The 25,707-nt window shown below is 39.4% G+C and carries 21 protein-coding genes; 6 read left to right on the forward strand and 15 right to left on the reverse strand.

Annotated features, from left to right (window positions below; translation table 11 throughout):
• Positions 1-134 precede the first annotated feature (134 nt).
• A complete protein-coding gene (msrA, locus tag AC27JL_RS09665; protein ID WP_487195505.1) occupies positions 135-1,424 on the reverse strand; it encodes a peptide-methionine (S)-S-oxide reductase MsrA in 1,290 nt (429 codons plus the stop codon).
• A 245-nt stretch (positions 1,425-1,669) separates the two neighbouring features.
• On the opposite strand from msrA, the gene pxpB reads away from it, so the two are divergent.
• The 4 genes from pxpB to AC27JL_RS09685 all read left to right on the forward strand — a co-directional run bounded on the left by pxpB (position 1,670) and on the right by AC27JL_RS09685 (position 7,203).
• A complete protein-coding gene (pxpB, locus tag AC27JL_RS09670) occupies positions 1,670-2,320 on the forward strand; it encodes a 5-oxoprolinase subunit PxpB (RefSeq protein WP_487195506.1) in 651 nt (216 codons plus the stop codon).
• Positions 2,321-2,323: 3 nt separating this feature from the next.
• Entirely contained in the window at positions 2,324-3,253 is a 930-nt protein-coding gene (locus AC27JL_RS09675; RefSeq protein WP_487195507.1) for a 5-oxoprolinase subunit C family protein, read from the forward strand.
• Between the two features lie 319 nt (positions 3,254-3,572).
• Positions 3,573-5,246, forward strand: a complete 1,674-nt coding sequence (gene asnB, locus AC27JL_RS09680; RefSeq protein ID WP_010557399.1) for an asparagine synthase B — start codon at positions 3,573-3,575, stop codon at positions 5,244-5,246.
• 376 nt (positions 5,247-5,622) lie between these two features.
• Positions 5,623-7,203 (forward strand): BCCT family transporter, encoded by a 1,581-nt coding sequence (locus AC27JL_RS09685; RefSeq protein ID WP_006794177.1) that lies wholly within the window; start codon positions 5,623-5,625, stop codon positions 7,201-7,203.
• Positions 7,204-7,261: 58 nt separating this feature from the next.
• Here AC27JL_RS09685 and AC27JL_RS09690 read toward each other — a convergent pair whose 3' ends face one another.
• The 5 genes from AC27JL_RS09690 to trhO form a co-directional block, all read right to left on the reverse strand.
• Positions 7,262-7,966, reverse strand: a complete 705-nt coding sequence (locus AC27JL_RS09690) for a 3'-5' exonuclease (protein ID WP_487195508.1) — start codon at positions 7,964-7,966, stop codon at positions 7,262-7,264.
• Positions 7,967-7,969: 3 nt separating this feature from the next.
• Positions 7,970-9,865 (reverse strand): DUF294 nucleotidyltransferase-like domain-containing protein, encoded by a 1,896-nt coding sequence (locus AC27JL_RS09695; RefSeq protein ID WP_487195509.1) that lies wholly within the window; start codon positions 9,863-9,865, stop codon positions 7,970-7,972.
• Positions 9,866-9,953: 88 nt separating this feature from the next.
• Entirely contained in the window at positions 9,954-13,034 is a 3,081-nt protein-coding gene (locus AC27JL_RS09700; protein ID WP_487195510.1) for an efflux RND transporter permease subunit, read from the reverse strand.
• Between the two features lie 2 nt (positions 13,035-13,036).
• Positions 13,037-14,050, reverse strand: coding sequence for an efflux RND transporter periplasmic adaptor subunit (locus AC27JL_RS09705; protein ID WP_487195511.1), 1,014 nt, complete (start codon positions 14,048-14,050; stop codon positions 13,037-13,039).
• Positions 14,051-14,221: 171 nt separating this feature from the next.
• On the reverse strand, positions 14,222-15,229 hold the full coding sequence (trhO, locus tag AC27JL_RS09710; protein ID WP_276754882.1) for an oxygen-dependent tRNA uridine(34) hydroxylase TrhO: 1,008 nt from the start codon (positions 15,227-15,229) through the stop codon (positions 14,222-14,224).
• Between the two features lie 198 nt (positions 15,230-15,427).
• Between trhO and AC27JL_RS09715 the strand changes: the two genes are divergently transcribed.
• Positions 15,428-16,750 (forward strand): DEAD/DEAH box helicase, encoded by a 1,323-nt coding sequence (locus AC27JL_RS09715; protein ID WP_487195512.1) that lies wholly within the window; start codon positions 15,428-15,430, stop codon positions 16,748-16,750.
• A 2-nt stretch (positions 16,751-16,752) separates the two neighbouring features.
• The gene (locus AC27JL_RS09720; protein WP_058428938.1) at positions 16,753-17,589 is read left to right on the forward strand and encodes a CvfB family protein; all 837 of its coding nucleotides are present in this window, start codon (positions 16,753-16,755) and stop codon (positions 17,587-17,589) included.
• 37 nt (positions 17,590-17,626) lie between these two features.
• On the opposite strand, the gene AC27JL_RS09725 is transcribed toward AC27JL_RS09720, so the two are convergent.
• From AC27JL_RS09725 to serC, 9 genes are all read right to left on the reverse strand, one after another.
• Positions 17,627-18,001 carry a hypothetical protein gene (locus AC27JL_RS09725; protein ID WP_010557408.1) on the reverse strand — a complete coding sequence of 125 codons (375 nt, stop codon included), beginning with the start codon at positions 17,999-18,001 and terminating at the stop codon, positions 17,627-17,629.
• 92 nt (positions 18,002-18,093) lie between these two features.
• Positions 18,094-18,798 (reverse strand): orotidine-5'-phosphate decarboxylase, encoded by a 705-nt coding sequence (gene pyrF, locus AC27JL_RS09730; RefSeq protein WP_006794168.1) that lies wholly within the window; start codon positions 18,796-18,798, stop codon positions 18,094-18,096.
• 163 nt (positions 18,799-18,961) lie between these two features.
• Positions 18,962-20,098 (reverse strand): lipopolysaccharide assembly protein LapB, encoded by a 1,137-nt coding sequence (lapB, locus tag AC27JL_RS09735; protein WP_006794167.1) that lies wholly within the window; start codon positions 20,096-20,098, stop codon positions 18,962-18,964.
• Positions 20,099-20,100: 2 nt separating this feature from the next.
• Entirely contained in the window at positions 20,101-20,382 is a 282-nt protein-coding gene (locus AC27JL_RS09740; protein ID WP_008132961.1) for a lipopolysaccharide assembly protein LapA domain-containing protein, read from the reverse strand.
• Positions 20,383-20,403: 21 nt separating this feature from the next.
• Positions 20,404-20,691: an integration host factor subunit beta gene (gene ihfB, locus AC27JL_RS09745; RefSeq protein WP_006794165.1), complete on the reverse strand. Its 288-nt coding sequence runs from the start codon at positions 20,689-20,691 to the stop codon at positions 20,404-20,406.
• A 67-nt stretch (positions 20,692-20,758) separates the two neighbouring features.
• Positions 20,759-22,426 carry a 30S ribosomal protein S1 gene (rpsA, locus tag AC27JL_RS09750; RefSeq protein ID WP_006794164.1) on the reverse strand — a complete coding sequence of 556 codons (1,668 nt, stop codon included), beginning with the start codon at positions 22,424-22,426 and terminating at the stop codon, positions 20,759-20,761.
• A 95-nt stretch (positions 22,427-22,521) separates the two neighbouring features.
• Complete coding sequence (gene cmk / locus AC27JL_RS09755; RefSeq protein ID WP_008132958.1) at positions 22,522-23,232, reverse strand: (d)CMP kinase; 711 nt, start codon at positions 23,230-23,232, stop codon at positions 22,522-22,524.
• 106 nt (positions 23,233-23,338) lie between these two features.
• Complete coding sequence (aroA, locus tag AC27JL_RS09760; RefSeq protein ID WP_010557413.1) at positions 23,339-24,616, reverse strand: 3-phosphoshikimate 1-carboxyvinyltransferase; 1,278 nt, start codon at positions 24,614-24,616, stop codon at positions 23,339-23,341.
• Positions 24,616-25,698 (reverse strand): 3-phosphoserine/phosphohydroxythreonine transaminase, encoded by a 1,083-nt coding sequence (serC, locus tag AC27JL_RS09765; RefSeq protein ID WP_008132955.1) that lies wholly within the window; start codon positions 25,696-25,698, stop codon positions 24,616-24,618. Before serC ends, aroA begins: the two co-directional genes overlap by 1 nt.
• Between the last annotated feature and the right edge of the window lie 9 nt (positions 25,699-25,707).

A 25,707-nucleotide genomic window follows, 5' to 3' on the forward strand; every position in this document is an offset into this window, starting at 1 on the left:
GGGCTGTTTTATTTTTCAACAAAATTGCACCACTTAGTAAATATTTATAAAGCCCTCAATTATGAGGGCTTTTTTGTACTTGTTTCTTTACTAGTCGAAACACCAATTATAGACCGATAGGTTTATATGCGGTATTAGCTATTATCTCGAGGGACAAAGTCTAATACGGTTGCGTTTATACAATATCTATCTTTTCCTCTTGGCCCCTCACCCGGAAATAAATGCCCCAGGTGAATACCTGTGCTTTTAGACCTTAATTCTATGCGTTGCATGCCCCAACTATTGTCCTCGTGTTCGGTTACACTGTTTTTAACAGGGTGCGTAAACGACAGCCAACCTGTACCAGAATTAAACCGATCTCGAGTATCAAATAAAGCCTCACCACTGAGCTTATCGACAAAGGTGCCATCGGGTGTGTTTTTAAATATTTTATATTCTTTACAATATGGGCGATCTGTTTTTGCATTAAATGCAACTTTATAAGCTTCACTATCTCCTAATTTAAATGCACCTAATGCTTTGTAAAATGTCTCACGGCTTGCGTAGCCTTGGCGACCATATACTTCTTCACCATTTTCTAAAAATAGAATTGTGGGTGTTGCCCATGTCGCTGATTTAATGGTTAACCCATCTAATTGATCTGCATATCTAAATGATAAAGGGATGGTGCCTTTGTAGTCATTTGCCACCTCTTTTTTAAACTTCTCGCAATAAGGGCAATAGTCTCGAGAGTCTATGATCACAATTTGTTTACCCGTTAATAATGCAGTGTTGTCTTTCGTTTTAACTGGTACTGGTTCGAAAACCACACCAGTAGAATGATCAGGGCAATAACCATTAGGATTTTTTTGCAAATAATTTTGGTGGTATTCTTCAGCAGCTACAAAGCCCTCAAGTGGCTTGATAACGGTGACTATATTTCCATACCCAGCATTGGTTAATAATTGTTGGTATTGCGCTTTAATCTTTAACGCTGTGTCTTTTTGCGCATCGTTGCTCGTTAATATAATAGATCGATATTGCGTACCAATGTCATTACCTTGTTTGTTTAACTGAGTAGGATCGTGACTTTCAAAGTAATTTTTAAGTAACTCTTGCGCAGAAATAATATTGCTGTTGTAAGTCACTTTCACTACTTCAGCGTAATTATTTTCGTCAAAGCGGCGTGATTGCTTAGTAATGTTTTTGTAAGTAGCCTCAAACCCATTGCCATCTGCATAACCAGATTCTGCATCAATTACTCCATCTAGCGCTTCATAGCGTTTTTCTGCGCCCCAAAAACACCCTGCTCCTAGTACAAGGCTTTCTACATGCATACTGGCTGCTACATCGCTTTGTTCGACTTTTTCCATCGATAAAGCAAACGCGCCTGCGCTAAATATAATTGCAGCGCCCGATAAATATAATAAATGCTGATAATTCATAATGTACCTCAAAACAAGTCCGTACTAATTAAGACCATTTAAATTTAATTATTATTTCAAACGTCGTGCTTATTTATTACGAGGCTAAACATATAAAGTTTTCTTTTAAATCTAATTGACAATAAGATTTAAATTTAAGTGTGTTAACAATTTTGCATAAATGTTCTGTGTTGGTCTCAAGGGTATAAATAATTAATTAAATATGTGATAGGTTTGCTTAATGATGTTCGAATTAAGTTTTACTAATGCAAAATCCTCACGTTTACGCCATATCAAACAATAGCTTATTGCTTGATGCCTCTCACTTAAGCACTAGCGGAACACTCAGTATTCAAAAAAAAATTTGGTCTTTAGCAAATCACTGTAAAAAAGATAATTCATTTATTGATATTGTACCCGGTATGAACTCACTCACTTTATATTTAAAGCAAAATATTGAGTTAGCTAAATGGCTTGAGCAATTACCAGATATTTGGAATAACATTAAACCTAATGAGTTCGTAGCTAAACACCACAAAATCAAAACGCATTACAACGGCGCAGACCTAAACTACGTGGCAAATTTTCATAGTTTAAGCATTGATGACGTCATTAACCTTCACAGTGAGCCCCAGTACGCTGTTTTATTTTTGGGGTTTCAACCTGGTTTTGCATACTTAAATGGACTAAACAAGCAACTTTTTACACCAAGACGCTCAGAACCTCGTCTTAAAGTACCTAAAGGGTCTGTCGCTATTGGTGCTGAGCAAACAGCCATTTACCCGGCAGATTCGCCTGGTGGCTGGCATATTATTGGCCAAACTGACATACCATTATTTGATGCAACGCAAAAAAGCCCATGCTTAATACAGCCTGGTGACACGCTTGAATTTATACCTGTATCTGTGGGGAAATAAATAATGATTAAAGTTATTAAAAGTGGCCCATTACTGAGCATCCAAGATTTTGGACGTAACGGATACCGCCATTTAGGCGTTAGTCAGTCTGGCAGCTTAGACCCTTACGCACAAACCATAGCAAACTGCCTTTTAAATAATGATAAAAACGCCGCTGTTCTTGAGGTAACCGTTGGCTTGTGCGAACTTGCGTTTGAATGCAACACTGTTATTTCCTTATTTGGTGCTGATTTAAATGCAACACTTGATGAAAAACCGATTTATCCAGGTTGGACATATAATATTAAACAAAAACAGGTGCTAAAATTTTCAACCGGCAGAGCTGGATTAAGAGCCTATATTGCCGTTAAAGGAGGGATTCAAAGCCCGGTTGTTATGAATTCTAAAGCAACTGATTTAAATGCTGGTTTTGGCGGGCTAAATGGTAAATCGCTCATAGCCGGTGACACTATTAAAATAACCCCTTACCAATCAGAATTTACTCAATGCGGTGCACTTATGCCGCCAAAACGTAAAATTGTTCGCGTATACCCAAGCCCACATGCACAGTTTTTCTCAAAGCAGATCATTAATGGGTTTACTCAGTCGTCGTTTAAAGTGAGTCACAATAGTAACCGCATGGGTGTTAGGCTTCAAAGTGATAATTATTCTTTAACCCACTCACACTCATTGCCTTCTCTTGCTGTGAGCCCCGGAAGTATTCAACTTCCTCCAAATGGAGAACCTATTGTTTTGTTAAACGATGCGCAAACAACGGGGGGTTACCCCTTATTAGGCACCGTAATTGAAGCAGACTTGCATCAATTTGCGCAATACAGACCACTAGATACAATTGAATTTGAATATGTGACGTTTAAGCAAGCATTACAAGCCAAACAGAAGCTCGACGGTCATTTAAACCAGTTAAAAATTGCACTTAAAAGCAAACGTTAAGCAATAATTGGTTACGTAGAACTTTAACTAATTAGTAGTTGCTATTGCACCACTGTGTTACAAAAACGAGCCGTCTGTGAAGCAAGCTCACTTGGATAACTCACTAATAGTACAGAGTTTGAACAATAGAATTGATGAAAAAATAATCATAGTTACTCCTTGTTCACCAACAAGGTGCGGTCACTTAAACATTGGTGCATAAATTATTCTTAATTAATTGCAAAAGCTATGTGACTTGAGTAAATATTTCTGATAAAACAAGGGTTCGCAGTTCAGCAAAGTGGCTGATCTGCACACATAATAGGAATGAGGAGTTACTATGTGTTCAATCTTTGGGGTATTAGATATTAAATCTGATCCCGCTCAATTGCGAACTCAAGCAATTGAAATGTCAAAATTACTACGACACCGAGGCCCAGATTGGTCTGGTGTTTACGCGTCTGAAAAAGCAATTTTAGTTCACGAACGTCTTGCAATTGTTGGCGTATCTAGTGGTGCGCAACCTTTATACAACCCTGAAAAAACGCATATTTTAGCGGTAAACGGGGAAATATATAATCACAAAGAGTTAGCTGCAAACTTAAACACTGATTTTACTTTTCAGACACAGTCTGACTGTGAAGTAATATTAGCGCTGTATAAACAAAAAGGTCCTGAGTTTTTAGATGACTTAAACGGTATTTTTGCATTTTGCTTATACGATGAAGAAAATGACGCCTACTTAATTGGTCGCGATCACATTGGTATTATACCGCTATACACTGGCCACGATGAGCACGGTAACTTTTATGTTGCATCTGAGCTAAAAGCACTTTCTCCAATTTGTAAACATATTGAAGAATTTCCTCCTGGTCATTACCTTTACAGTAAAGATGGTGAATTAAAGCCGTATTATAAACGCGATTGGCAAACATTCGACGCAGTGAAAGATAACAGTGCAGAATCATCAGATGTGAAAGACGCACTAGAGGCAGCCGTTAAACGCCAACTTATGTGTGATGTACCTTACGGTGTATTACTATCTGGTGGATTAGACTCATCGGTAATTTCTGCTATCACACAGCGTTTTGCAGCTAAACGTATTGAAGATAACGACGAAAGTGATGCTTGGTGGCCTAAGCTTCACTCGTTTTCAGTGGGTCTTGAGGGTTCACCCGATTTAGCGGCAGCTCAAAAGGTAGCCGACATGATTGGGACAGTGCACCACCCTATCATTTTTACTATTCAGGAAGGTATTGATGCGCTTCGTGAAGTTATTTACCACATAGAAACTTATGATGTAACCACTATTCGTGCATCAACCCCTATGTATTTAATGGCTCGTCAAATTAAAGCCATGGGTATTAAGATGGTTCTTTCTGGTGAGGGTGCAGATGAATTATTTGGTGGTTACTTATACTTCCATAAAGCGCCAAATGCACAAGAATTTCATGAAGAACTAAACCGTAAAGTATCTAAACTTCATATGTTTGACTGCCTGCGCGCTAATAAGTCAATGGCCGCATGGGGTGTTGAAGCTCGCGTACCATTCTTAGACAAAGAATTTGTTGATGTTGCTATGCGCATCAATCCTGAAGCTAAAATGTGTAAAGAAGGCAAAATTGAAAAGCATATTTTACGTGAAGGCTTTGGTGGTTACCTACCTGATGAAGTTTTATGGCGCCAAAAAGAACAGTTTTCTGATGGTGTTGGCTACAGCTGGATAGACACATTAAAAGAGTATGTTGAAGAGCAAGTAAGCGATCAAGACCTCGCTAACGCTAAGTTTAAATACCCTATTAATACCCCTGATTCAAAAGAAGCTTATTACTACCGTGCTATTTTTGAGTCGCACTTCCCTGGTGACGCCTCGGCTAAGTGTGTACCACACGGTAAGTCAGTCGCTTGCTCGACACCAGAAGCACTTGCTTGGGATGAATCATTCCAAAATAATGCGGACCCTTCTGGTCGTGCAGCGGGCGTACACAACGACGCTTACACAGGTAAAAAATAAGCACTAACGTATACACTGCATAAGTTTTATGCAGTGTATAAACTTCCACTACCCCTTTAGGTTCATTTTCTTCTTCAACTTACTAGACTGCTTGGTCTATAAATAATTACTTTAATTATAGTTTAAGCTCTAAGCTTATAGTTTTTATCTACCTACTATTAATTTTTTAAAAAGCTATTTTTATGGCTAACATTACCCTTAAAACACGCTATTTTAACTATTTGTTACTTTTATCGTTTATGTAGCTGCGTATCATCTGTAAGATAGAAAAATAAATAGTTAGTCTTCAAATTATTTTTTATTCTCAGTATATAGACTAATGTATTTAATGGGCGGCTGGATAACCAGTTATTTATAATTACAAAAGAGGTATTGCATGAAGGAAAATCATGACAAATATAGTATTGATAATACAGATTACACCGTAGGACAGGATAACGTCCAAAAGTGGGGGTTTGATATTCATAACCCTGTTTTTGGGATTAGTGCGGGTCTTATTATTTTATTTTTAGTTGCCTTACTTGTCACCGAGCCACAAACAGCTAAAACTGCACTCGATACTATTAAATTCGATATTATTAATAACTTTGATGCGCTATTTATGTGGGCTGCTAACTTTTTCGTCGTTTTCTGTTTAGCGCTTATTGTATCTCCATACGGAAATATACGCTTGGGAGGAAGTGAAGCTAAACCCTCTCATACTCGCCTTTCATGGCTTGCAATGTTATTTGCCGCTGGTATGGGTATCGGCCTTATGTTTTGGGGTGTAGCAGAACCCGTCGCTTATTATACTGGCTGGTACGAAACACCACTAAACGTTGCAGCAAACACACCAGAAGCTGCAAAATTAGCCATGGGCGCAACCATGTTCCACTGGGGTCTTCATCCGTGGGCAATTTATGCAGTGGTTAGTTTATCTTTGGCTTTTTTTGCTTACAATAAGGGGCTCCCGCTTTCAATCCGTTCGATTTTTTATCCGATTTTAGGTGATAAAGCGTGGGGATGGCCGGGTCATATTATTGATATTTTGGCTGTTTTGGCTACTTTATTTGGGTTAGCAACTTCATTAGGTTTAGGTGCGCAGCAAGCCTCAGCGGGGATTAACCATGTATTTGGTTTAGAAGGCGGTATTGGCTCGCAAATTTTAGTTATTGTAGGGGTTACTTTATTAGCCGTTATATCCGTTGTTCGCGGCATTGATGGCGGTGTAAAGCTATTAAGTAATATAAACATGCTGATAGCGTTTGTATTACTGTTGTTTGTTTGCCTAGTTGGATTTGCTGTAGCTATGGGGAATGTTCCAAATACAGTAATGGGGTATGTAGAAAACATTATCCCTTTGAGTAACCCACACGGCCGTGAAGACGAAACATGGATGCACGGTTGGACTGTATTTTACTGGGCATGGTGGATTTCGTGGTCACCGTTTGTTGGTATGTTTATAGCTCGTGTTTCACGCGGACGCACTATTCGTGAATTCTTAATCGCTGTATTACTTATTCCAACTTTAGTAACGGTATTGTGGATGTCTATCTACGGTGGTATTGCAATTGATCAAATTATCAATGGTGTTGGCGCGCTTGGGCTTAATGGCTTAACTGAAGTCCCTTTAGCAATGTTTCATATGCTGGATGAACTGCCGCTTTCAAATATATTATCGTTTATTGCGATTGTTCTTGTACTTGTGTTTTTTATTACCTCGTCAGACTCTGGGTCGTTAGTAATCGATTCTATTACAGCCGGTGGTAAGATTGACGCTCCCGTTCCCCAGCGTATATTTTGGGCTACAGTTGAGGGCGCTATTGCTGCTGCGCTACTTTGGATTGGAGGAACACAAGCCATTGAAGCTTTACAAGCGGGTGCTGTGTCAACAGGTTTACCATTTACGTTTGTTCTTTTACTTATGTGTGTAAGCTTAGTATTAGGTTTAAGAACTGAGCCTCGCCCAGTTAAGTAATAAATTAACAACAATAAAAAAACGCCGCATTTTTTGCGGCGTTTTTATTTATATATGTTCAGCTCCATATAGTGCACAACGGTGTTTCTTCTGTGTAATGATGGCGCAATTGAGCTTGCAAAAGCTCAGCGGTTGCAAGCGCATCGGTTAACGCATGATGCCCTTCATAAGAAGGTAGAGAATAACGTTTACGACAGTCATTTAGCCTTAGCGATCCCAGTTTAGTGTTAAATATCTGCCCTATTAAGCCTTGTTTTGCTTTGAGCGCTCTTCGCTCAAGTTCCATGGTATCTACAACCATAAACTCAATATGCTCTTTTAATCGCAATAATAAGGCACTATTAAAAAAGCCACGTTCGATTGCCGCATAGTGAACGACTATTACCTTAGAACGCAAAGCATCAAGTAAAGGGGCTATAATGTTGTCAAAGTCAGGCGCGTTATCAACATCGTTATGAGTAATACCGTGGATCACAATAGATGATTCACTTAGGTTTCGTCTTGGCTGAACCACCCAATGTTTACTCTGTTTACAGTATATTCGCGCTAATGTGAATGGCACTAACCCCACACTCACAATATCATCTGTTTTACTATTAAGCCCTGTTGTTTCAAAATCTAATGCAACAAAAGGAATGTCTTTTACAGAAGCACTAGCATCACTAAATGTAGATAAATAAAACTCTTTTAGTAAGTTGTTTTGCGCATCATCGGCAAGCTGAGCATAACGTGTATTCCAGTTTTTAACTTCTTTGAAAAACATAGATTATTTCACACCCGAGTGTGCGGTATAACAAAATTTAAGGTAATTTTGCGCCTTATCTAGAATAGCAAAAGCATCTTTTAAATGACGCTGTTCAAATGGAGAAAGTAGATGCGGATCAAGATTATTGTCGGGTACTTCACCCTGCTCAATTTGCCATGCCTGATGACGTATACGGGTCATCGAAATGTACTCTAACGCATCACGTAAGTCTTGCGCTTTGCCTGCAGGCAAAACATTGGCTTCTATAATATCTTCTAGGCGATCAAATGAATTTTGCTTACGAGATCCAATGGCAAGTGCATGGACGCGAACAACATCACTTAATGGCGCTGTGCCACGTCGTTTTAAATTCATAGATTTTTGATGCTGCCCGTTGTGCTCGAGAACAAACCCTTTAAAAAAGCCAAGTGGAGGTGTTCTGTTACGAGCATTTGCTGCCATATTTGCTAGAAACAGTCTGTTATTTGCACTGTGTTTAGCAATATATGTTTTTAACTCATTAGCCCATTTTGTTTTACCCCACACACCGTCTAAATCAAAAAATATAGAACTGTTAAGTAAAGCCTGTGGTTTGGGTTCAGAAATCCATTGGGCAAATTGCTCAAACCATTGGTCCTGTGTTTTTCGCCACTTCTTGAATGACGCCATAATTTCACCGTCGCAATAGCTATAGCCACATTGAGCTAATCCATCACAAACAAAGTCACTCAAATTTTGAAAATAAGCATTATGTTTTTCGTCGTCATAGCTATTATCTAGTATAAGTGCATTGTCTTGATCGGTAACAATAAGCTGCTCATCTCTAGCCATAGAGCCTAATGCGATAAAGCAGTAGGGTACTGGCGGCGGGCCAAATTTTTCTTCTGCGAGTATTAGCAACCGTTGTTTAAATGTACGACCAATGACAGCCATTGCAGTACCAACCATATGAGAGTTTGCATCTTCATTTACCATGCGCACAAATACACGGGGAAGCTGATTTGCGTAGTGAGCTAAGTCTTCAACAGACTGCTGAGCCAATATACCACGCACCAACAATAAGCTACTTTGCGATTCATAACGTAGAATATCTGACAATGATATAACACCAATTGGCCGTTTTTTTTGTACCACAGGAAGATGATGTAAATTATCTCTGAGCATGGCTAAAACGGCTTCAAAAATATAGTCATTTTGATCAAGTAGCACTAGGTTAGTTGACATAATAACGTGTGCAGGCGTGTTGTACTCAAGCCCCTGCGCAACAACTTTAGTACGTAAATCTTTATCTGTTATTATGCCAACGACTTGCCCGTCATCTTCTTGAGGGTCGTTATTAATAGGCTTATTAACGTCGGTCACTAGCACTGACGAAACCGACTCATCGGTCATGAGCTGTGCAATATTTTTTACTGTTTCAGTTGCATCGACTGTAACAACGTCTCGGTGAAGTAACGATTTCACCTTGGCAGTGGTTAAATCGTTGCCATCGGCTTGCTCAACAATTGCTTGATGCAAACGCACATTACCATCGGTTTCAAAATAATCTGCAAAGACTTCAAATTCATCACAATACTGCAAAAATATGTCAACGTTTATACAATACACTAACGTGTCTTCAAGCGCTGTAGCCGGAAAACGTACTTTGCGATTCATCAACAAGCCCATTTGCCCAAATATTCCCGCAGTGGCCAAACGGTTATAGAGCTCGCCATCACGGCGATACATTTCAACAGCGCCACTTCTTATGATGTACAAATCGGCTATGTCTTGGCCGTATTGTAAAATATCGGTATTAGCCCTGAAGTAACTGACTTCGACTTGTTTAGCAAGTTCATCTAATGCTTTTTGAGGAAGATCATCAAAAGGAGGGTGTTGTGATAAAAATTGCGCTATTTCAATTTGTTCGCTTTGCATTATAGATCCCTACTGATTTCCATTAATGCAATTGTGGGCCTAATTAACCGTTTTTTAAAGAAAAAAGATTAATTAGGCCACTAAAGGTTTATTCTGTTTGTTCAAGCTCTTGGGCCAGCTGTTTAGTTTCATCCCCTCTTGGCTTAGTGAAACGTGCAAGCCCTAAATAGATGACTGGGGTTAAGTATAAAGTAAATAAAACAGCAAGTGAAAGACCACCAAATACAACCCAACCTATTGCATTACGTGCTTCAGCACCCGCCCCGCTTGATAAAATTAATGGCAGTGCACCTAGTAACGTCGAAACGAGTGTCATGGTGATTGGACGTAATCTTACCAGCGCAGCCTCTTCAACCGCCTCGCGAACTGATAAGCCTTGGTCTCGAAGTTGATCTGCAAATTCGACTAATAAAATGGCATTTTTCGCAATTAGACCAATGAGCATCACTAGACCAATTTGTGAATAAATATTAAGAGACGTATTTGTTAAATAAAGCGCTAAAATAGCAGAGGTAATACCAAATGGAACTGTTAGCATTACCACTATTGCACTGTTTACACTTTCAAATTGAGCTGCTAATACCAGTAATACAATTAGAAAAGCCAACACGTAAGTTAAAAGTACTTCGTTTGCTGTTTCTTCAAAGGTCAGCGCTTCACCTTTAAACGCAAGGGTAATACCTTGAGGCAACGATTGCTGAGACAAATTGCGAATTTGATCGACTATATCGGCAATCGTCATACCATCCGGTAGCTCCATATCTAATTCAATAGCACGACGCTGTGCATGACGCTCAAGCTCAGCGGCTACTCCTTCTTCACTAATATTAGCTAAGCTACTAATCGGCACTAACCTCCCTTGCGAACTTGCCACATAGAGGTTTGCTAAATCACTTGGATCTTGAATAACCTGGTTTTGCACTTGCAGCATGATGGGTATTGATTGGTCGCCAATGTTTAGATCCTCAACATCATCCCCATTGATGGCAGCGCGAAGTGTAATTGAGATATCACTTAGCGATACACCCAACTCTTCGGCTCTTCGCCTATCAATATTTACACGTAATTGTGGTTGTGACGGCTGATAAGAGACTCTTACAGGCGCAGTACCCGGGATTGCGTTTTCAATTTGCTTTGCAAAATCTTGTGCAGCGACAAAAATTTGTTGGTAGTCTTGGCCTAATAAAGCGATTTCTATACCGCCACCTTGACCTCTAAGATTTAAACTATTAGAACCGGATGCACGACCAGCTGCGCCTGGGATTTCACCTAATGGTCCGCGAATTTTATTTATGATTTCTTGCTGGCTAAATTGACGGTCGTCCCAATGCTTTAGTGGTACTGTAATAAAAACAATATTTGGATCCCATTGCCCAACAACTGTGTAAATAGATTCTATTTCACCACTTTCTACAAAGGGTAACAAAATATCTTCCATTTGCATTGCTTGCCTGTCCATAAAGTTCAACCCAACACCGTCTGGGCCTCTGGCAAATATACGAATTTTCCCCCTGTCCTCTGTGGGTAATAGTTCGTTATCGAGGTTTAAATACAATGCGCCAGAACCAAAGGCTATTAATATACAAGCTATGAGCACGAGCCAAGCGCGGTTCAGAACGCTTTTAATCGTTATGCTATAAAGGCTTACTAACTTATTACCTACTTTGGCAAATGGGTGGTTGCTTTGTTTTTTAAGTTTTAATTTTGAAGTCAATGCAGGGACAAGTGATAAAGCAACAAAACTTGAAATAATGACTGCACCTGCGAGCACCCCGCCAAACTCTCTAAATAATCGTCCTGCCGTAGAAGGTAAAAATGCAATAGGGATAAAAACCGCAGCCAATACAGCAGTCGTTGCAACTACCGCAAAAAATACTTCTCGAGTTCCTATTACTGCTGATGCTCGCCGACCAAGCCCTAGCCCTCTTTGACGTTGTATGTTTTCACTTACAACAATTGCGTCATCAACTATTAAACCTGTGGCTAAAACCAGTGCTAATAAAGTGAGTATATTAATAGAAAAACCAAGGGCCCAAATAAGTGCAAGAGACCCTATAAGCGCAACAGGTATGGCAAACGCAGGCACAAGTGTTGCGCGCCACGAACCTATAAACACCCATAACGTTATTACCACTAACAAAACTGTAAGCACTAAGGAGTTTATTACTTCGTCAACAGAGCTTCTTATAAATTGTGCATCGTCTGATGTCAGCGTAAATTCGAGTTCAGGGAATCGTTCGCGCATGTTTTCAAGTAACTGTAAAACTTCGTCCGATATTTCAATTGTATTTGATTGCGCTTGACGAATAACCTCCATACCTATTACTGGTTTGCCATCTAAACGAACCATAGAGCGTGGATCTGCAGGGCCAAAATAGACTGATGCAATATCACCTACTCGCGTATCACCGCTAACAATAATATCTGCTACTTCATTGGGGGTAATAGAAGTCGCATCGGCTCTGACTATGACTTGTTGGTCACTTGATTTAAGGCTTCCTGCTGGTACATCAAATGGCGCTTCTCGTAAAACATCTGCCACATCAGGAATAGTAAGATTAAAACTACTTAGCTTTAATGGATCTAAGCGAACTCGCAAAACACGTTTTCGGTCCCCGTTTAACCTGACATCGGCAACACCCGGTATGGTTAAAAACTGGGGAGCTAAATCGGTTTCAACGCGTTCAGTAAGGGCTTCAAGTGCTAGAATGTTACTTGATACAGTGAGCGAAACAACAGCTTCTGCATCATTATCGGCCTTGATAATTGCAACACGTTCAACTTCCTCTGGTAATTCTCGCTGTACACGCGCAACAGACTCACGGGTTTCGTTAGCTGCATTGTCTAAATCTACGCCAGGTCGAAACTCAACAACAATACGCGCATTGCCTTCTTCACTTTGTGCGCGAATTGATTTAACACCACTTACACGGGCTATTGCCCCTTCTAGTTTACTGGTTACTTCTGTATCGACCGTTTCTGGAGACCCACCTGGAAATGAAGCCGAAACAGTTATACGTGGCCTATCAACATCTGGTAATTCTCTGACTTCAATTCCTGCAATAGCAGCTAAACCAGCAATTATTATTAGTAGATTCAAAACAACAATGAGCACTGGGCGGCGAATTGCCATTGAGGGTAGGTCTTGCATCATAGGGGAATTTTTCATTGTTATTCCTCTAAATTACTGGGATTAGCAAACGTTAATGTTTGGTTTTCGCGCAAGCGTTGGACGCCTTCAACAACCAATATATCGTTTTCATTTAAATTGCCTGAAACTAACAATCGCCCAGCTAAGCGTTGCTCTATTTTTACATCTATGCGCTTTGCTTTTTTATCTATACTTTTCCAAACATAAGGACCTGTTGCTCCCCACATAAGTGCAGCCTCAGGCACAACAGCATATGACTCCCCTTGCATGGTAATATTAATTCGAAAACTCATACCAGGCATAAACTGCTCATTTTCATTTTCCAGTTTGGCTTTGACACGTAAGGTACGGGTTTGTGGATTTATTCGAGAATCAAGATATGAAACTTGAGCATTAATAGCTTTTGCGCTTTGCCATGGTGTTACTTCCACAATACCTTTATTTTTTAGTATTGAGACAGCTGACTCGGGGGCGTTAAAATTAATATACAAACTGCGGGTATCATCAATTGTTGCAATGGCAGTTTGCTCTGTAATGCGATCCCCTTTTTCTACATCAGTAAGTCCCATCACACCATCAAATGGCGCAAGCACAGTTCTGTCTTCCAGGTCTGTTTTAGCATTAATAAGAGCAACCTCGGCCAGTGCATGCAAAGTTTTTGCATCATCTAAGTCACTTTTAGGAATTGCTCCCTTTTTGTGACTTTCACTGAGCCTGTTAAGTGTTCGTTGGGTATCTGCTAAGGTTATTTCTGCTTGTTGAAGAGCTGCTTTTTGTCTGCGAGAGTCAAGCTCGACTAAAACATCTCCCTCCTTTACGAAGTTACCCGGTTTAAAGTGGACGGCTGTTACTCTATCGCCAACAGCAGGAAATAATGTAACGGAGTTAATTGCTTCTGCATTACCTACAGCTTTAACCTCTTCTTTTGTACGTTCCGTTGTAACTTTTTGTACCATTACATTTGCACTAGATGCTGCTGTGCTAAAAATGAATAATAACAAATAGATATTTAATTGAAGTATACGCAATTTCAAAGAACCACCTTATAAACCATTTTGTTGACCACTATACGCAGTGTAACAAAAGTGTGATCAAAATTAGCCTGTGTTAACGCTGAACACTCAACTATGTAAGATGAATAACAAATTTTAGCCAAAAAAAAGAGCCGTGAAGCTCTTTTTTATTAAATACATTTTAAAGATAACTTACTTACTACGTTGAGCATCTTTTTGAGCTTTTTTAGCCTCTTTGCGTTGTTGAAGAACGGTCTGTGCTTCGTTACCTATATGCCCTTCACCACGAGCCTGTGCAAGCTCAATTTGTTTTTGGCGCTCTGCAAAACGGGCACGCTGCTCATCAGTTACCTTATCAATACAATGATGACATGAAACACCCTCTAAATATTCAGGCTTTTGTTTTTCTTGTTCAGTAATAGGCATACGACACGCATGACATTGATCGTAAGAACCTTTCTGTAGGTCATGATCCACAGCAACGCGATTATCAAATACAAAGCACTCGCCTTCCCACATAGTTTCTTCTTTTGGCACTTCTTCTAAGTATTTAAGAATACCACCTTCTAAGTGATAAACTTCATCAAAGCCTTGCTCTTTCATGTAAGCTGTTGATTTTTCACATCGAATACCACCTGTACAAAACATAGCAACTTTTTTATGTTTTTCAGGATCAAGATTTTCTTTTGCCCATTGAGGGAACTCACGAAACGTTGTTGTATTTGGATCAACGGCATTTTGAAATGTGCCAATTTCAATTTCGTAATCGTTACGCGTATCAATAAGTACAACCTCGGGGTCAGAAATTAATGCATTCCAGTCTTGAGGTTTAACATAGCTTCCCACTACTTTAAGAGGATCAATTCCCTCTACGCCCATTGTTACGATTTCTTTTTTTAGTTTTACTTTTGTGCGATAAAACGGACATTCGTCATCATAGGATTCTTTAGTAACAATGTTTTTTAAATTTGGCTGTTCATCTAACCATGCAAGGAGGTTATCAATGCCCGCTCGTTTTGCAGAAACAGTGCCATTAATTCCTTCAGCAGCTAAAAGTAATGTGCCTCGCACTTCATTTTTTTCCATAACCTCCAGTAGAGGTTTACGTAATGCTTCAAATTCAGGTAGGCCTACAAATTTGTATAAAGCGCACACTACAAAGTGTTCGCTGGTAAGATCATCTTTATGAACAGCTGTCATTTTATTTCCTCTTTTGCCTTATTAGCCAATATTGGCGTTTACCGAATCGTAAATCCGGCGCATATGGGGCGCGTATTTTACGCTTTTTTAGATTAATTGCAAAAAATAGCACCATACTTTGCTTTTTGCTGTCGGGATAAGCCATGTGTACGCTATAATGCAGCAATTAATTTAAGTTGCACATTGGAGAACATTACATTGCACTTTACTGATCTTGGGATTGATACTCGCCTTGAAACACAATTAGCACATCAAGGGATCACCCAGCCCACAGACATTCAAGCACATGCAGTGCCTACCGCACTTGCAGGGCATGACATTTTTGCTCAGTCAAAGACTGGGTCGGGCAAAACCTTGGCGTTTTTATTACCCGCAGTACAACGGGTTATGAAACAAAAAGCACTCAGTAAACGCGATCCACGTGTACTTATTGTTGCCCCTACACGCGAATTAGCTACGCAAGTATTTTCACAGTTGCGTTTGTTAATAGCGGGCACGGCGATTAAAGCTGTAAAAGTATTAGGTGGGGAAAACTTTAATGACCAAATTAAAGCATTAAGGAACGACCCACAGTTTGTAGTGGCAACACCCGGTCGTTTGGCCGATCATGTTACCAAACGCTCGTTACAATTAAGTGGTTTAGAACTGCTAATTTTTGATGAAGCAGACCGTATTTTAGATCTGGGCTTTACTGAACAACTAAAGTTAATTAACGACGAAGCCAATCACCGTCTTCGCCAAACATTATTGTTTTCAGCAACCCTAGACCACGCTCAAGTAGATGCTCTTTCGCGTAATTTATTAAAAAAACCAAAACAGATCACGCTTAGTGCTGCAAACGAACAGCACAGCGATATAACGCAAACACTCTACTTAGCCGACCACCTAGATCACAAAGAAGCGTTATTAGCACACTTTTTAAAGCAAGACGAAGTTGGCCAATGCATAATATTTACTGCCACCCGCGCAGATACAAGTCGTTTGAGCGAAGAGCTAAACAACAAAGGATTTAAATCAGTCGCACTAGCGGGTGATTTAACACAAAGCAAACGCTTAGACATTATGGACTCGTTTAGCAGAGGAAACTTCAAGATATTAATTACCACTGATGTCGCATCCCGTGGTTTAGATTTGTTAAGCGTAACGCATGTAATTAACTTTGATTTGCCAAAACATGCTGAAGAATATGTACACCGAATAGGTAGAACTGGACGTGCTGGTTTTAAAGGTACCGCTATTTCGTTAGTAGGCCCTAAAGATTGGGCTAGTTATTTAGCAATTAAATCTTTTTTAAATGATGAGCTTAAATTTGCAACTATTGACGGACTTAAAGCTAAATTTAAAGGGATAAAAGAGAAAAAACCTGCTGCAACTGTTAAAGCTAAAAAAGTAACGCAGGTTAAAAAGCCACAAATTAAACGTAAAGCAAAACCTAAAAAACCAGCGGCACCCATTAAAGCCCCTATGAATATCGATGGCGATTCACCAATGCGCCGTAAAAAAAAGCCTGAGCAGGAATAATTATGAGTTACCTTGGAACAACACAAACCCTATTTGTAAAAGAAGTGAGTAATGAAGGCGCTTACTTGGACGGTCATGATTTAGGTGAAGTTTTTTTACCAAAAAACGAAATTAAAGATGAGCTTGAAGCTGGTGACAGCATTAGCGTATTTATATATTTAGATAATGCTAATTTACCAACGGCGACTGTTAAAAAACCACATGCTCAAGTAGGTGAATACGCCCTTTTACGTGTTAAGGAAATAAATAGTATTGGTGCATTTTTAGACTGGGGATTAGAAAAAGATGTATTAGCCCCATTTAATGAACAAAAGCCACGTATGCAAGAGGGGCATTCTTATCTTGTTCGTTTGTATCTTGATAATGCGAGTCAACGCATTTGTGCTTCAACTAACTTTAATCGCTTTTTATCAAAGGATGAGCCTGAATACACACGCCTACAAGAGGTTGATTTGATTGTTGCTGGTAAAACAGATATTGGCTACAAGGTGCTTATAGAAGAATCTCACTTTGGTGTTGTATTTTACAATATGGTATTCAAAAACTTATTTGTAGGGCAAAAGCTTAAGGGCTTTGTTCAAAAAGTACGAGAAGACGGAAAAATTGATGTTGTACTCGAAAAACCAGGCATGGGTAAAGTAAGTGAGCTTGGCGATAAAATAATGGAAAAGCTTAAAAACGAAGGCGGCATACTCGCCATTGGCGATAAATCTGATCCTGAACTTATTAAGAAAGTATTTTCAACAAGTAAAGCTAACTATAAAAAAGCAATTGGTGGATTATTTAAGCAAGAGCTGATTGAGATTGAAGCGAAATCTATCCGCTTAAAATCTAAATAATTTTATAGCGCTCATGATATCTTTATATTGTGAGTGCTTACCCTAAAATATACTTATAAGGCAATGTACACTGTGTATACTCTCTTGAGTAATTAAGTACTTCCCTTTCTGATTCTAAGTTTTGCGGCGCTAATCTAAAAACCTTTATTTCACACTCCAATTTCTTTTCATCATGATGAGATAAACAATCACTGACAGTGATATCTTGAGCATTTAACGCGTCAGAATTTCTGTAGCAAAGGTGGTGAGCATAATCCTTCATTGTTTTTTTAAAATCAAACATGTCTACAGGATAAGCTGATATAACGTCTGTTACTGTTGTAACGCCATCATAAGCCTTACTAGAAAATACATGTTTGTTAACTGAAAAGCCTGCAATGATAATCAACACTGAACCAAATAATAGCTTCAAAATAAACCCCTTACATCATTTTGATATTATAAATGTAACACAAATTACACATAACGTAAGGGGTTTAGTACTTATTTGCTGTTTTTTGTAAATTATTTTATAGATTCATTAACATCTTGCAGTACTTTTACTGGATTTGCTGCTTTAGTAATCGGTCTGCCTACAACTAGATAATCACTGCCAGCTTCAATTGCTTGTTTTGGAGTCATTATTCTTTTTTGATCGCCTGCTTCACTGCCTTCAGGGCGAATACCTGGGGTAACTAATTTAAAATGCTCACCAAGTTCAGCCTTTAAAACATTCGCTTCTTGAGCAGAACAAACAACACCATCAAGGCCTGCTTCCTTAGCTAGTTTTGCAAGGTATATTACCTGCTCCTGTGGTGATTTGTTTATACCTAAGCGTTTTAATTCTGGTTCATCCATACTTGTTAACACAGTTACAGCAATAAGAATTGGTGCTCTATCTCCAAATTCTTCTAAAGCAAGTTTTGCTTTGTGCATCATTTCATAACCGCCTGACGCATGAACATTTACCATCCAAACGCCCATTTTTGCAGCAGCTGTAACTGCCTTTGCAACTGTATTAGGAATATCATGAAACTTTAAATCTAAAAATACATCAAAACCAAGTTCAATTAACTCTTTTACAAATTCAGGGCCAAAGTAAGTAAACATTTCTTTGCCTACTTTTAATCGACAAGTATCGGGCGAAAGCTGTTTTACAAATGCTAATGCTGTTTCTTGATCGTCGTAGTCTAAAGCGATAAGCACTTTTTTTGAATTTTCGAAAGACATAGTTATCCTAATCTATAGCAGTAAAGAGTTTTTATATATTCAACTTAGTTATCAAGGCGAACTTACACAAAGTGAGTAAGGAGGTTTAATTAGTATATAGATGCTAGTTAAACTTCTAGTCGAATTTGTAAGGGCATTACAATAATTAAGTATTTAGGGGTTATTAAAATCCGTCTAAACCTCTACTTGGGACAATGGTTTCCCAATGTTTACAAGAAGGGCAATTCCAATAAATTGTATAACTTGTGAAGCCACAATGCTGACATTGAAAATCTGGCTTAGTAGCAATATATGACGTTACAAGGCTATCAATTTCATTAAGTACTTCTTTTGTATTTTTATTTTGGTCACCCATTAGCTGCAGTAAAAAACTAAACCCCCTGATCGTTGGTTGTCTTTTTAAACTGTCAGTTAAAAAATCGAAAGCTTGTTTTGTATGACCTTGCTCTAAAAGAGCTTGGCAATGTTTTATTTTTATAAGAACACCACCCTTATCTAGTAAATCGTTTACTAACTCATGAAATTGATGCGTTAAATTTAGTTGCTTATAGCTATGCGCCAGATCATCAATGAATAAGGGGGCAAACAAAGTAAACTGGCAAATAAGTTCACGCCAATAGTAGATCGCTTTAACATAATCTTCTTTAGAAAAAGCGATAACACCTAGCTCGTACAAAGGCCTAACGGCTTTGTAGTTTAGACTAATTGCTTTTCGCATAATTTGAGGAGTATTGTCACTAAGGGCAGACTCACAATAAAAATTCGCGATAGCCTTAAATTGTTGCTCTTTAGAGAATAATTCGCTGTGAGATTCAAACATATTAATGCCTTTATCCCACTCACGAGTTTGCGAGTATAAGGTAATAATAGGATCGAGAGCTTCTACATGGCCGGCCTTGACCAACCAAACCAAATGCTCTTCTGCACCATCTAGCAATCCAGCCATTATATAATCTTCGGCTAATTCTAAGCGACTAGTAGCGGCTTGCTGCTCACTCAAACTTGGGTGTTTTAGGAGAAGTTCATGAATTTTGATTGCACGGTCTAATTCGCCTCGGCGACGAAACATAGTGGCAAGTGTAGAGTAATGTTCGACTGAATCGGCTGCAACTTCTAGTAAATTTATTAAGTGTTCTAAACCTTGATCTTCTTCGCGGTCTAATAAAAACTTAAGCCCTTTACTGTATTCAGAAGTTATTTGACGATTAAGTTGGTGAGCATGATTTTTAGCACTGTTTTTACCCATAATCCAGCCATAACCGGCTGCAACAGGTAGTAGTAAAAACAAAAGCTCAATCATAATTAGGTGTCTTTATTAACGTCAAGCTTGTTTTTATTTTTCTCAGGCGCTAACTGTTTTTTCAAACGGTAATTTTGCCACTTTAATTGAGAGAATAGCTTAAAGCTTATAAAACAACCTATTAGAACACCTAATAAAAAGCAGATACTTATTATTACAGCTAAAGGCAGAGTATTACTGGCTATAATATAATTTACTTGTACTAACTGCGGGTTTTGTGACCCTAATACAAATGCGCTAATTAGGCACAGCGCTACCAGAATAAATTTCAATACCTTGAACAAGTAACTACTCCGTTATATTAACTAGGCAATGCTCGCATTGACGCGGTCGCGTAATTCTTTACCTGGTTTAAAATGAGGTACGTGCTTTCCATCTAACTCTACTGTATCGCCAGTTTTAGGGTTACGACCTGTGCGAGGAGCGCGGAAATGCAAAGAGAAACTACCAAATCCTCTGATCTCTATTCGATCTGAAGAAGATAATGAACCGGCCATTTGTTCTAGAATTTCTTTTACAGCATTTTCAACATCTTTCACTGGAACGTGTGCGTGTTGTTCCGCAAGTGTTTCTATCAATTCTGACTTAGTCATAGCGTTTCCTTAATAAAAAGATATAGGAAGGGCAAAAGTGCCCTCCCAACTAAAAACTAATTATTTATTAGTCTTTTTGTGCATTTGCGAAAGCAGCTGCCATTGCGTTTTCAAACACTGGCTCTTCTTTCTTAAGCTTCTCTAGTACTTCTTTCTCTTCTGCTTCGAAAAGAGCTTTAACAGATAAGCTTAAAGTGCGGTTCTTACGATCAACACCAACGTATTTAACTTCAACTTCGTCGCCTACAGAAACAACAGTAGTTGCATCTTCAACGCGCTCTTGAGCGATATCAGCTACACGGATGTAACCTTCAACGCCTTCGATAAGTTCAACAGTTGCGCCTTTCGCATCAACTTCAGTCACTTTACCTTTAACAATAGCACCTTTTTTGTTTGCATCAAGGTAGTTATTGAACGGGTCAGCTTCGATTTGCTTAACACCTAGAGAGATACGTTCACGCTCTGGGTCAACTTGCAATACGATAGCAGTGATTTCGTCGCCTTTCTTGAATTCACGTACAGCTTCTTCGCCAGGTGTATTCCAAGAAATATCTGAAAGGTGTACAAGACCGTCAATACCACCGTCAAGACCGATAAAGATACCGAAGTCAGTGATTGATTTGATCTTACCAGTAACTTGGTCGCCTTTGTTTTGTAGACGAGCAAATTCCTGCCAAGGATTAGCAATACATTGCTTAAGACCTAGAGAAATACGACGACGTTCTTCGTCGATTTCAAGAACCATAACTTCAACTGTGTCACCTAGTGAAACAACTTTTGAAGGGTGGATGTTCTTGTTAGTCCAATCCATTTCAGAAACGTGTACTAGACCTTCAACGCCTTCTTCGATTTCTACGAAGCAACCGTAATCAGTAAGGTTAGTTACACGACCAGAAAGTTTAGAACCTTCTGGGTAACGACCAGCGATAGCTGCCCATGGATCTTCACCAAGCTGTTTAAGGCCAAGAGATACACGAGTCTTATCTTTGTCGAATTTAAGAACTTTAACTGCGATTTCGTCACCAACATTAACGATTTCTGAAGGGTGCTTAACACGCTTCCACGCCATATCAGTAATGTGTAGTAGACCATCAACACCACCAAGGTCAACGAACGCACCGTAGTCAGTAAGGTTCTTAACGATACCTTTAACTTCTTGACCTTCAACAAGGTTAGCAAGAAGCTCTTCACGTTCTTGTGAGTTTTCTGATTCGATAACTGCACGACGTGAAACAACAACGTTATTACGTTTTTGATCAAGCTTGATTACTTTAAATTCAAGCTCTTTGCCTTCAAGGTGAGTTGTGTCACGTACTGGACGAACATCAACAAGTGAACCAGGTAGGAAAGCACGGATTGAATCAACTTCAACAGTGAAACCGCCTTTAACTTTACCGTTGATAACACCAGTAACAGTCTCTTGCTCTTCACATGCTTTCTCAAGACGGATCCACGCTTCGTGACGCTTCGCTTTCTCACGAGAAAGGATAGTTTCACCGAAACCGTCTTCGATTGCATCTAGTGCAACATCTACTTCGTCGCCAACAGCAACTTCTAGTTCACCAGCAGCATTTTTGAACTGCTCTGCAGGGATAGCACTTTCTGATTTAAGACCAGCATCTACAAGTACAATGTTGTTCTCGATTGAGATTACTGTACCTTTAACAATAGAGCCTTGCTCTGCTTCAAAACCCTTTAAGCTTTCTTCAAATAACTGCGCAAAATTTTCTGACATACGAATATACGTCTCATATATTAATACCAATAAGCAACCATGCTGCATGGGGTTGTTAAAATAGCACTGGCATCCTGCTGGTGCATAAAATGTGTTTAACTTCGTTTAGGAAGTTTACCTTCAGAGATAGCTGCATCTAATAAAGTAATAACTTTATCAAACACTTGCTGTGCATTTAGCTCGCTAGTATCGAGTTCAATTGCATCTTCTGCAGGCACAAGCGGTGCGACGGCGCGATTCATATCACGGTCATCACGAGCTTGAATGTCTTCTAATAGACCACCTAGTGTAACATCAAGCCCACGCTCATTCAACTCAACAAAGCGTCTACGAGCACGCTCTTGTGCGCTCGCTGTCAAATAGATTTTTAATGGCGCATCTGGGAATACAACAGTACCCATATCACGGCCGTCTGCTATTAAACCATTTTCGGTTCTAAAAGCGCGTTGACGCCTTAATAGCGCTTCACGAACACGAGGAAGAGCTGCTACTTTTGATGCAGCTGCACCCACTTCTTCATTACGAATAGTCGTGGTTACATCCTCTCCCTCTAGAATAACTTTTCCAGCATTAGTTTGGCTATCTACCAAAAACTGCACGTCTAAATTTGCAGCCAGTGGTACAAGTGCCTCTTCGTTATCTAATGCGATTTGGTGATGAAGTGCTGCAAGGGATAAAACGCGGTAAATTGCACCACTATCCAATACATCCCAACCCAACTTATCGGCTAACAAACGACAAACAGTTCCCTTACCAGAACCACTTGGGCCATCAACGGTGATCACGGGCATTAATAACGCCTGCATTTAAACCTCCTGCAATGCACACCTAAATAAACCGCGACATTATACGTCAGTTATTAAAATATATCTGCTATTAGTGTGTAACTTTTTATAAATAGTTATAAAAAGCCTATTCACTCACTGATGCTAATACATTGAAAAACGTAGGAAATGTTTTATAGGTACACTTAGGGTCATTGATTGTTATAGGCTTTCCGCCCACTGCAACCATGGCAAAACACATAGCAATCCGGTGATCATCGTAAGTATCAATAGCGACATCGTTAAATGTTAATGGCGGAGTTATTTCAATAAAATCCTCCCCCTCAACCACTTTTGCACCTACTTTACGAAGTTCTGTACTCATAGCGTAAAGACGGTCTGTTTCTTTTACACGCCAATTATAAATATTACGAATAGCTGTGGGACCTTTAGCAAATAAAGCAACGGTAGCCAACGTCATTGCAGCATCTGGAATGGCATTGGCGTCTATGTCGACCCCTTTTAACTCGCCTTTCCTCACAACTAAACGTTCATCGTACCAATCGATTTGTGCACCGACTTGTTCCATCACCTTCGCAAAGCCAATATCACCCTGAACCGATTTAGCACCCACACCTTTAATTTCAATCTCGCCACCAGCAATGGCTGCGGCTGCAACAAAATAAGAAGCCGATGATGCGTCACCTTCAACCATTATGCGTTCAGGTGATTTATACTGTTGGCCACCTTTTACTTTAAATAGTGAATAGTCTGAATGTTCAACGGTAATACCAAAACGCGCCATAACCCCTAAAGTAATATCAATATAAGGCTTAGACACCAATGTGCCTTTAATTGTAATTTGCGTATCACCACTGAATAATGGAGCTGCCATTAATAAAGCGGTTAAAAATTGACTTGAGATACTGCCATCAATTTCAACTTCGCCACCATTAATTTGCCCACCAACAATTTTAAGCGGTGGGTAGTCTTTGTGCTTTGTATAGGTAATATCACCACCAAGGGCTTGAAGCGCATCAACTAAGTGCCCTATTGGGCGCTCTTCCATGCGTGGCTCACCGACTAACTCATATTCACCTTTAACAGCAGCTAAAACAGCTGTTAACGGACGATATGCTGTACCCGCATTACCTAAAAATAAAGGTTCATTAGGTTTTTTGAACTCACCACCAACACCATGAACAGTTGCAACTGTTCGGTCTTCATTAAGTGTTACTGTTACACCTAAAAGCTCTAATGCTCCCAACATGTGACGAATATCATCACTATCGAGTAAGTTCTCTACAACGGTTGTTCCGCTAGCCAGAGCAGCCAGCAGTAAAATACGATTAGATAAACTTTTTGATCCAGGCAATGTCACAGAGCCGTTAACACGCGATATCGGTTCTAAACGAAGTTGCTCCATTAGCTATTCTCCTTCGCAAAAGCTGCCATGAAATCAACAAGCGCTTGCACGCCTTCAAGTGGCATTGCGTTATAAATACTTGCGCGCATACCGCCTACTATTCTGTGCCCTTCAAGCGCTAATAAACCAGCTTCTTTAGATTGTGATACAAACTTTTCATTTAAGCTTTCGTCATTAAGCCAAAATGGGACGTTCATACGTGAGCGGCAATGCTTGGCTACTTTATTTGAATAAAAAGGAGACTCATCAATAAAATTATAAAGAAGTTCAGCCTTAGCGATATTCTGAGCTTCCATTGCTTTTACACCACCTTGTGCTTCTAACCATTCAAACACTTCTGCAGCTAAGTACCATGCAAATGTGGGTGGTGTATTAAACATACTGCCCTGCTTCGCTTCGAGTGCATAATCTAAAATACCAGGCTTAGCTAAACCTTCACGATCAAGTAATGTTTTGCGCACAATAACGATAGCGATACCTGATGGACCGATATTTTTTTGCGCACCAGCGTAAATTAAATCAAATTTATCTACATCAATTTCGCGCGATAAAATCGTTGACGACATATCAGCAACAATTGGTGCCGTTGGATGACTTGGCACCTCAAAAATTTCTAAGCCATCTACGGTTTCGTTCGGACAATAATGAATATATGAGGCATCTGCAGGTAAAACCCAATCAGCTACATTTTTAATTGAGAATTTTCCATCTGCATCGTTACGTACATCAACACTGGTTGTTGAAGTAAACTTGTTAGCTTCGTCTGTCGCGCTTTTAGACCACACACCATTTTCGCAGTAGATAGCTTTTTTATCTGCTTGATGAAGATTGAGGGGCACTGCACTAAACTGACCGCGACCACCACCATGCATAAATAAAACTTCAAATTCATCACTAATATTCATTAAGCGTCTTAAGCTTGCTTCACATTTTGCAGTTAATGCCAAAAATTCTTTACTACGGTGGCTAATTTCCATTACAGAAACGCCCATGTCTTGCCAATCTAAGAATTCTTTTTGTGCTTTTTGCATTACCGCTTGCGGAAGCATAGCCGGCCCTGCACAAAAATTATATTTACTCATTACCTTTGC

Source organism: Pseudoalteromonas sp. 4NS20-0020 (assembly GCF_057554385.1).

Coding starts and splice junctions, on each gene's coding strand:
- ihfB (WP_006794165.1), bottom strand. CDS start 20,691: ATGACTAAGTCAGAATTGATAGAAACACTTGCGGAACAACACGCACAC.
- AC27JL_RS09685 (WP_006794177.1), top strand. CDS start 5,623: ATGAAGGAAAATCATGACAAATATAGTATTGATAATACAGATTACACC.
- aroA (WP_010557413.1), bottom strand. CDS start 24,616: ATGGAGCAACTTCGTTTAGAACCGATATCGCGTGTTAACGGCTCTGTG.
- AC27JL_RS09695 (WP_487195509.1), bottom strand. CDS start 9,865: ATGCAAAGCGAACAAATTGAAATAGCGCAATTTTTATCACAACACCCT.
- AC27JL_RS09675 (WP_487195507.1), top strand. CDS start 2,324: ATGATTAAAGTTATTAAAAGTGGCCCATTACTGAGCATCCAAGATTTT.
- AC27JL_RS09690 (WP_487195508.1), bottom strand. CDS start 7,966: ATGTTTTTCAAAGAAGTTAAAAACTGGAATACACGTTATGCTCAGCTT.
- trhO (WP_276754882.1), bottom strand. CDS start 15,229: ATGACAGCTGTTCATAAAGATGATCTTACCAGCGAACACTTTGTAGTG.
- asnB (WP_010557399.1), top strand. CDS start 3,573: ATGTGTTCAATCTTTGGGGTATTAGATATTAAATCTGATCCCGCTCAA.
- cmk (WP_008132958.1), bottom strand. CDS start 23,232: ATGCAGGCGTTATTAATGCCCGTGATCACCGTTGATGGCCCAAGTGGT.
- pxpB (WP_487195506.1), top strand. CDS start 1,670: ATGCAAAATCCTCACGTTTACGCCATATCAAACAATAGCTTATTGCTT.
- rpsA (WP_006794164.1), bottom strand. CDS start 22,426: ATGTCAGAAAATTTTGCGCAGTTATTTGAAGAAAGCTTAAAGGGTTTT.
- AC27JL_RS09720 (WP_058428938.1), top strand. CDS start 16,753: ATGAGTTACCTTGGAACAACACAAACCCTATTTGTAAAAGAAGTGAGT.
- msrA (WP_487195505.1), bottom strand. CDS start 1,424: ATGAATTATCAGCATTTATTATATTTATCGGGCGCTGCAATTATATTT.
- lapB (WP_006794167.1), bottom strand. CDS start 20,098: ATGATTGAGCTTTTGTTTTTACTACTACCTGTTGCAGCCGGTTATGGC.
- AC27JL_RS09700 (WP_487195510.1), bottom strand. CDS start 13,034: ATGAAAAATTCCCCTATGATGCAAGACCTACCCTCAATGGCAATTCGC.
- serC (WP_008132955.1), bottom strand. CDS start 25,698: ATGAGTAAATATAATTTTTGTGCAGGGCCGGCTATGCTTCCGCAAGCG.
- pyrF (WP_006794168.1), bottom strand. CDS start 18,798: ATGTCTTTCGAAAATTCAAAAAAAGTGCTTATCGCTTTAGACTACGAC.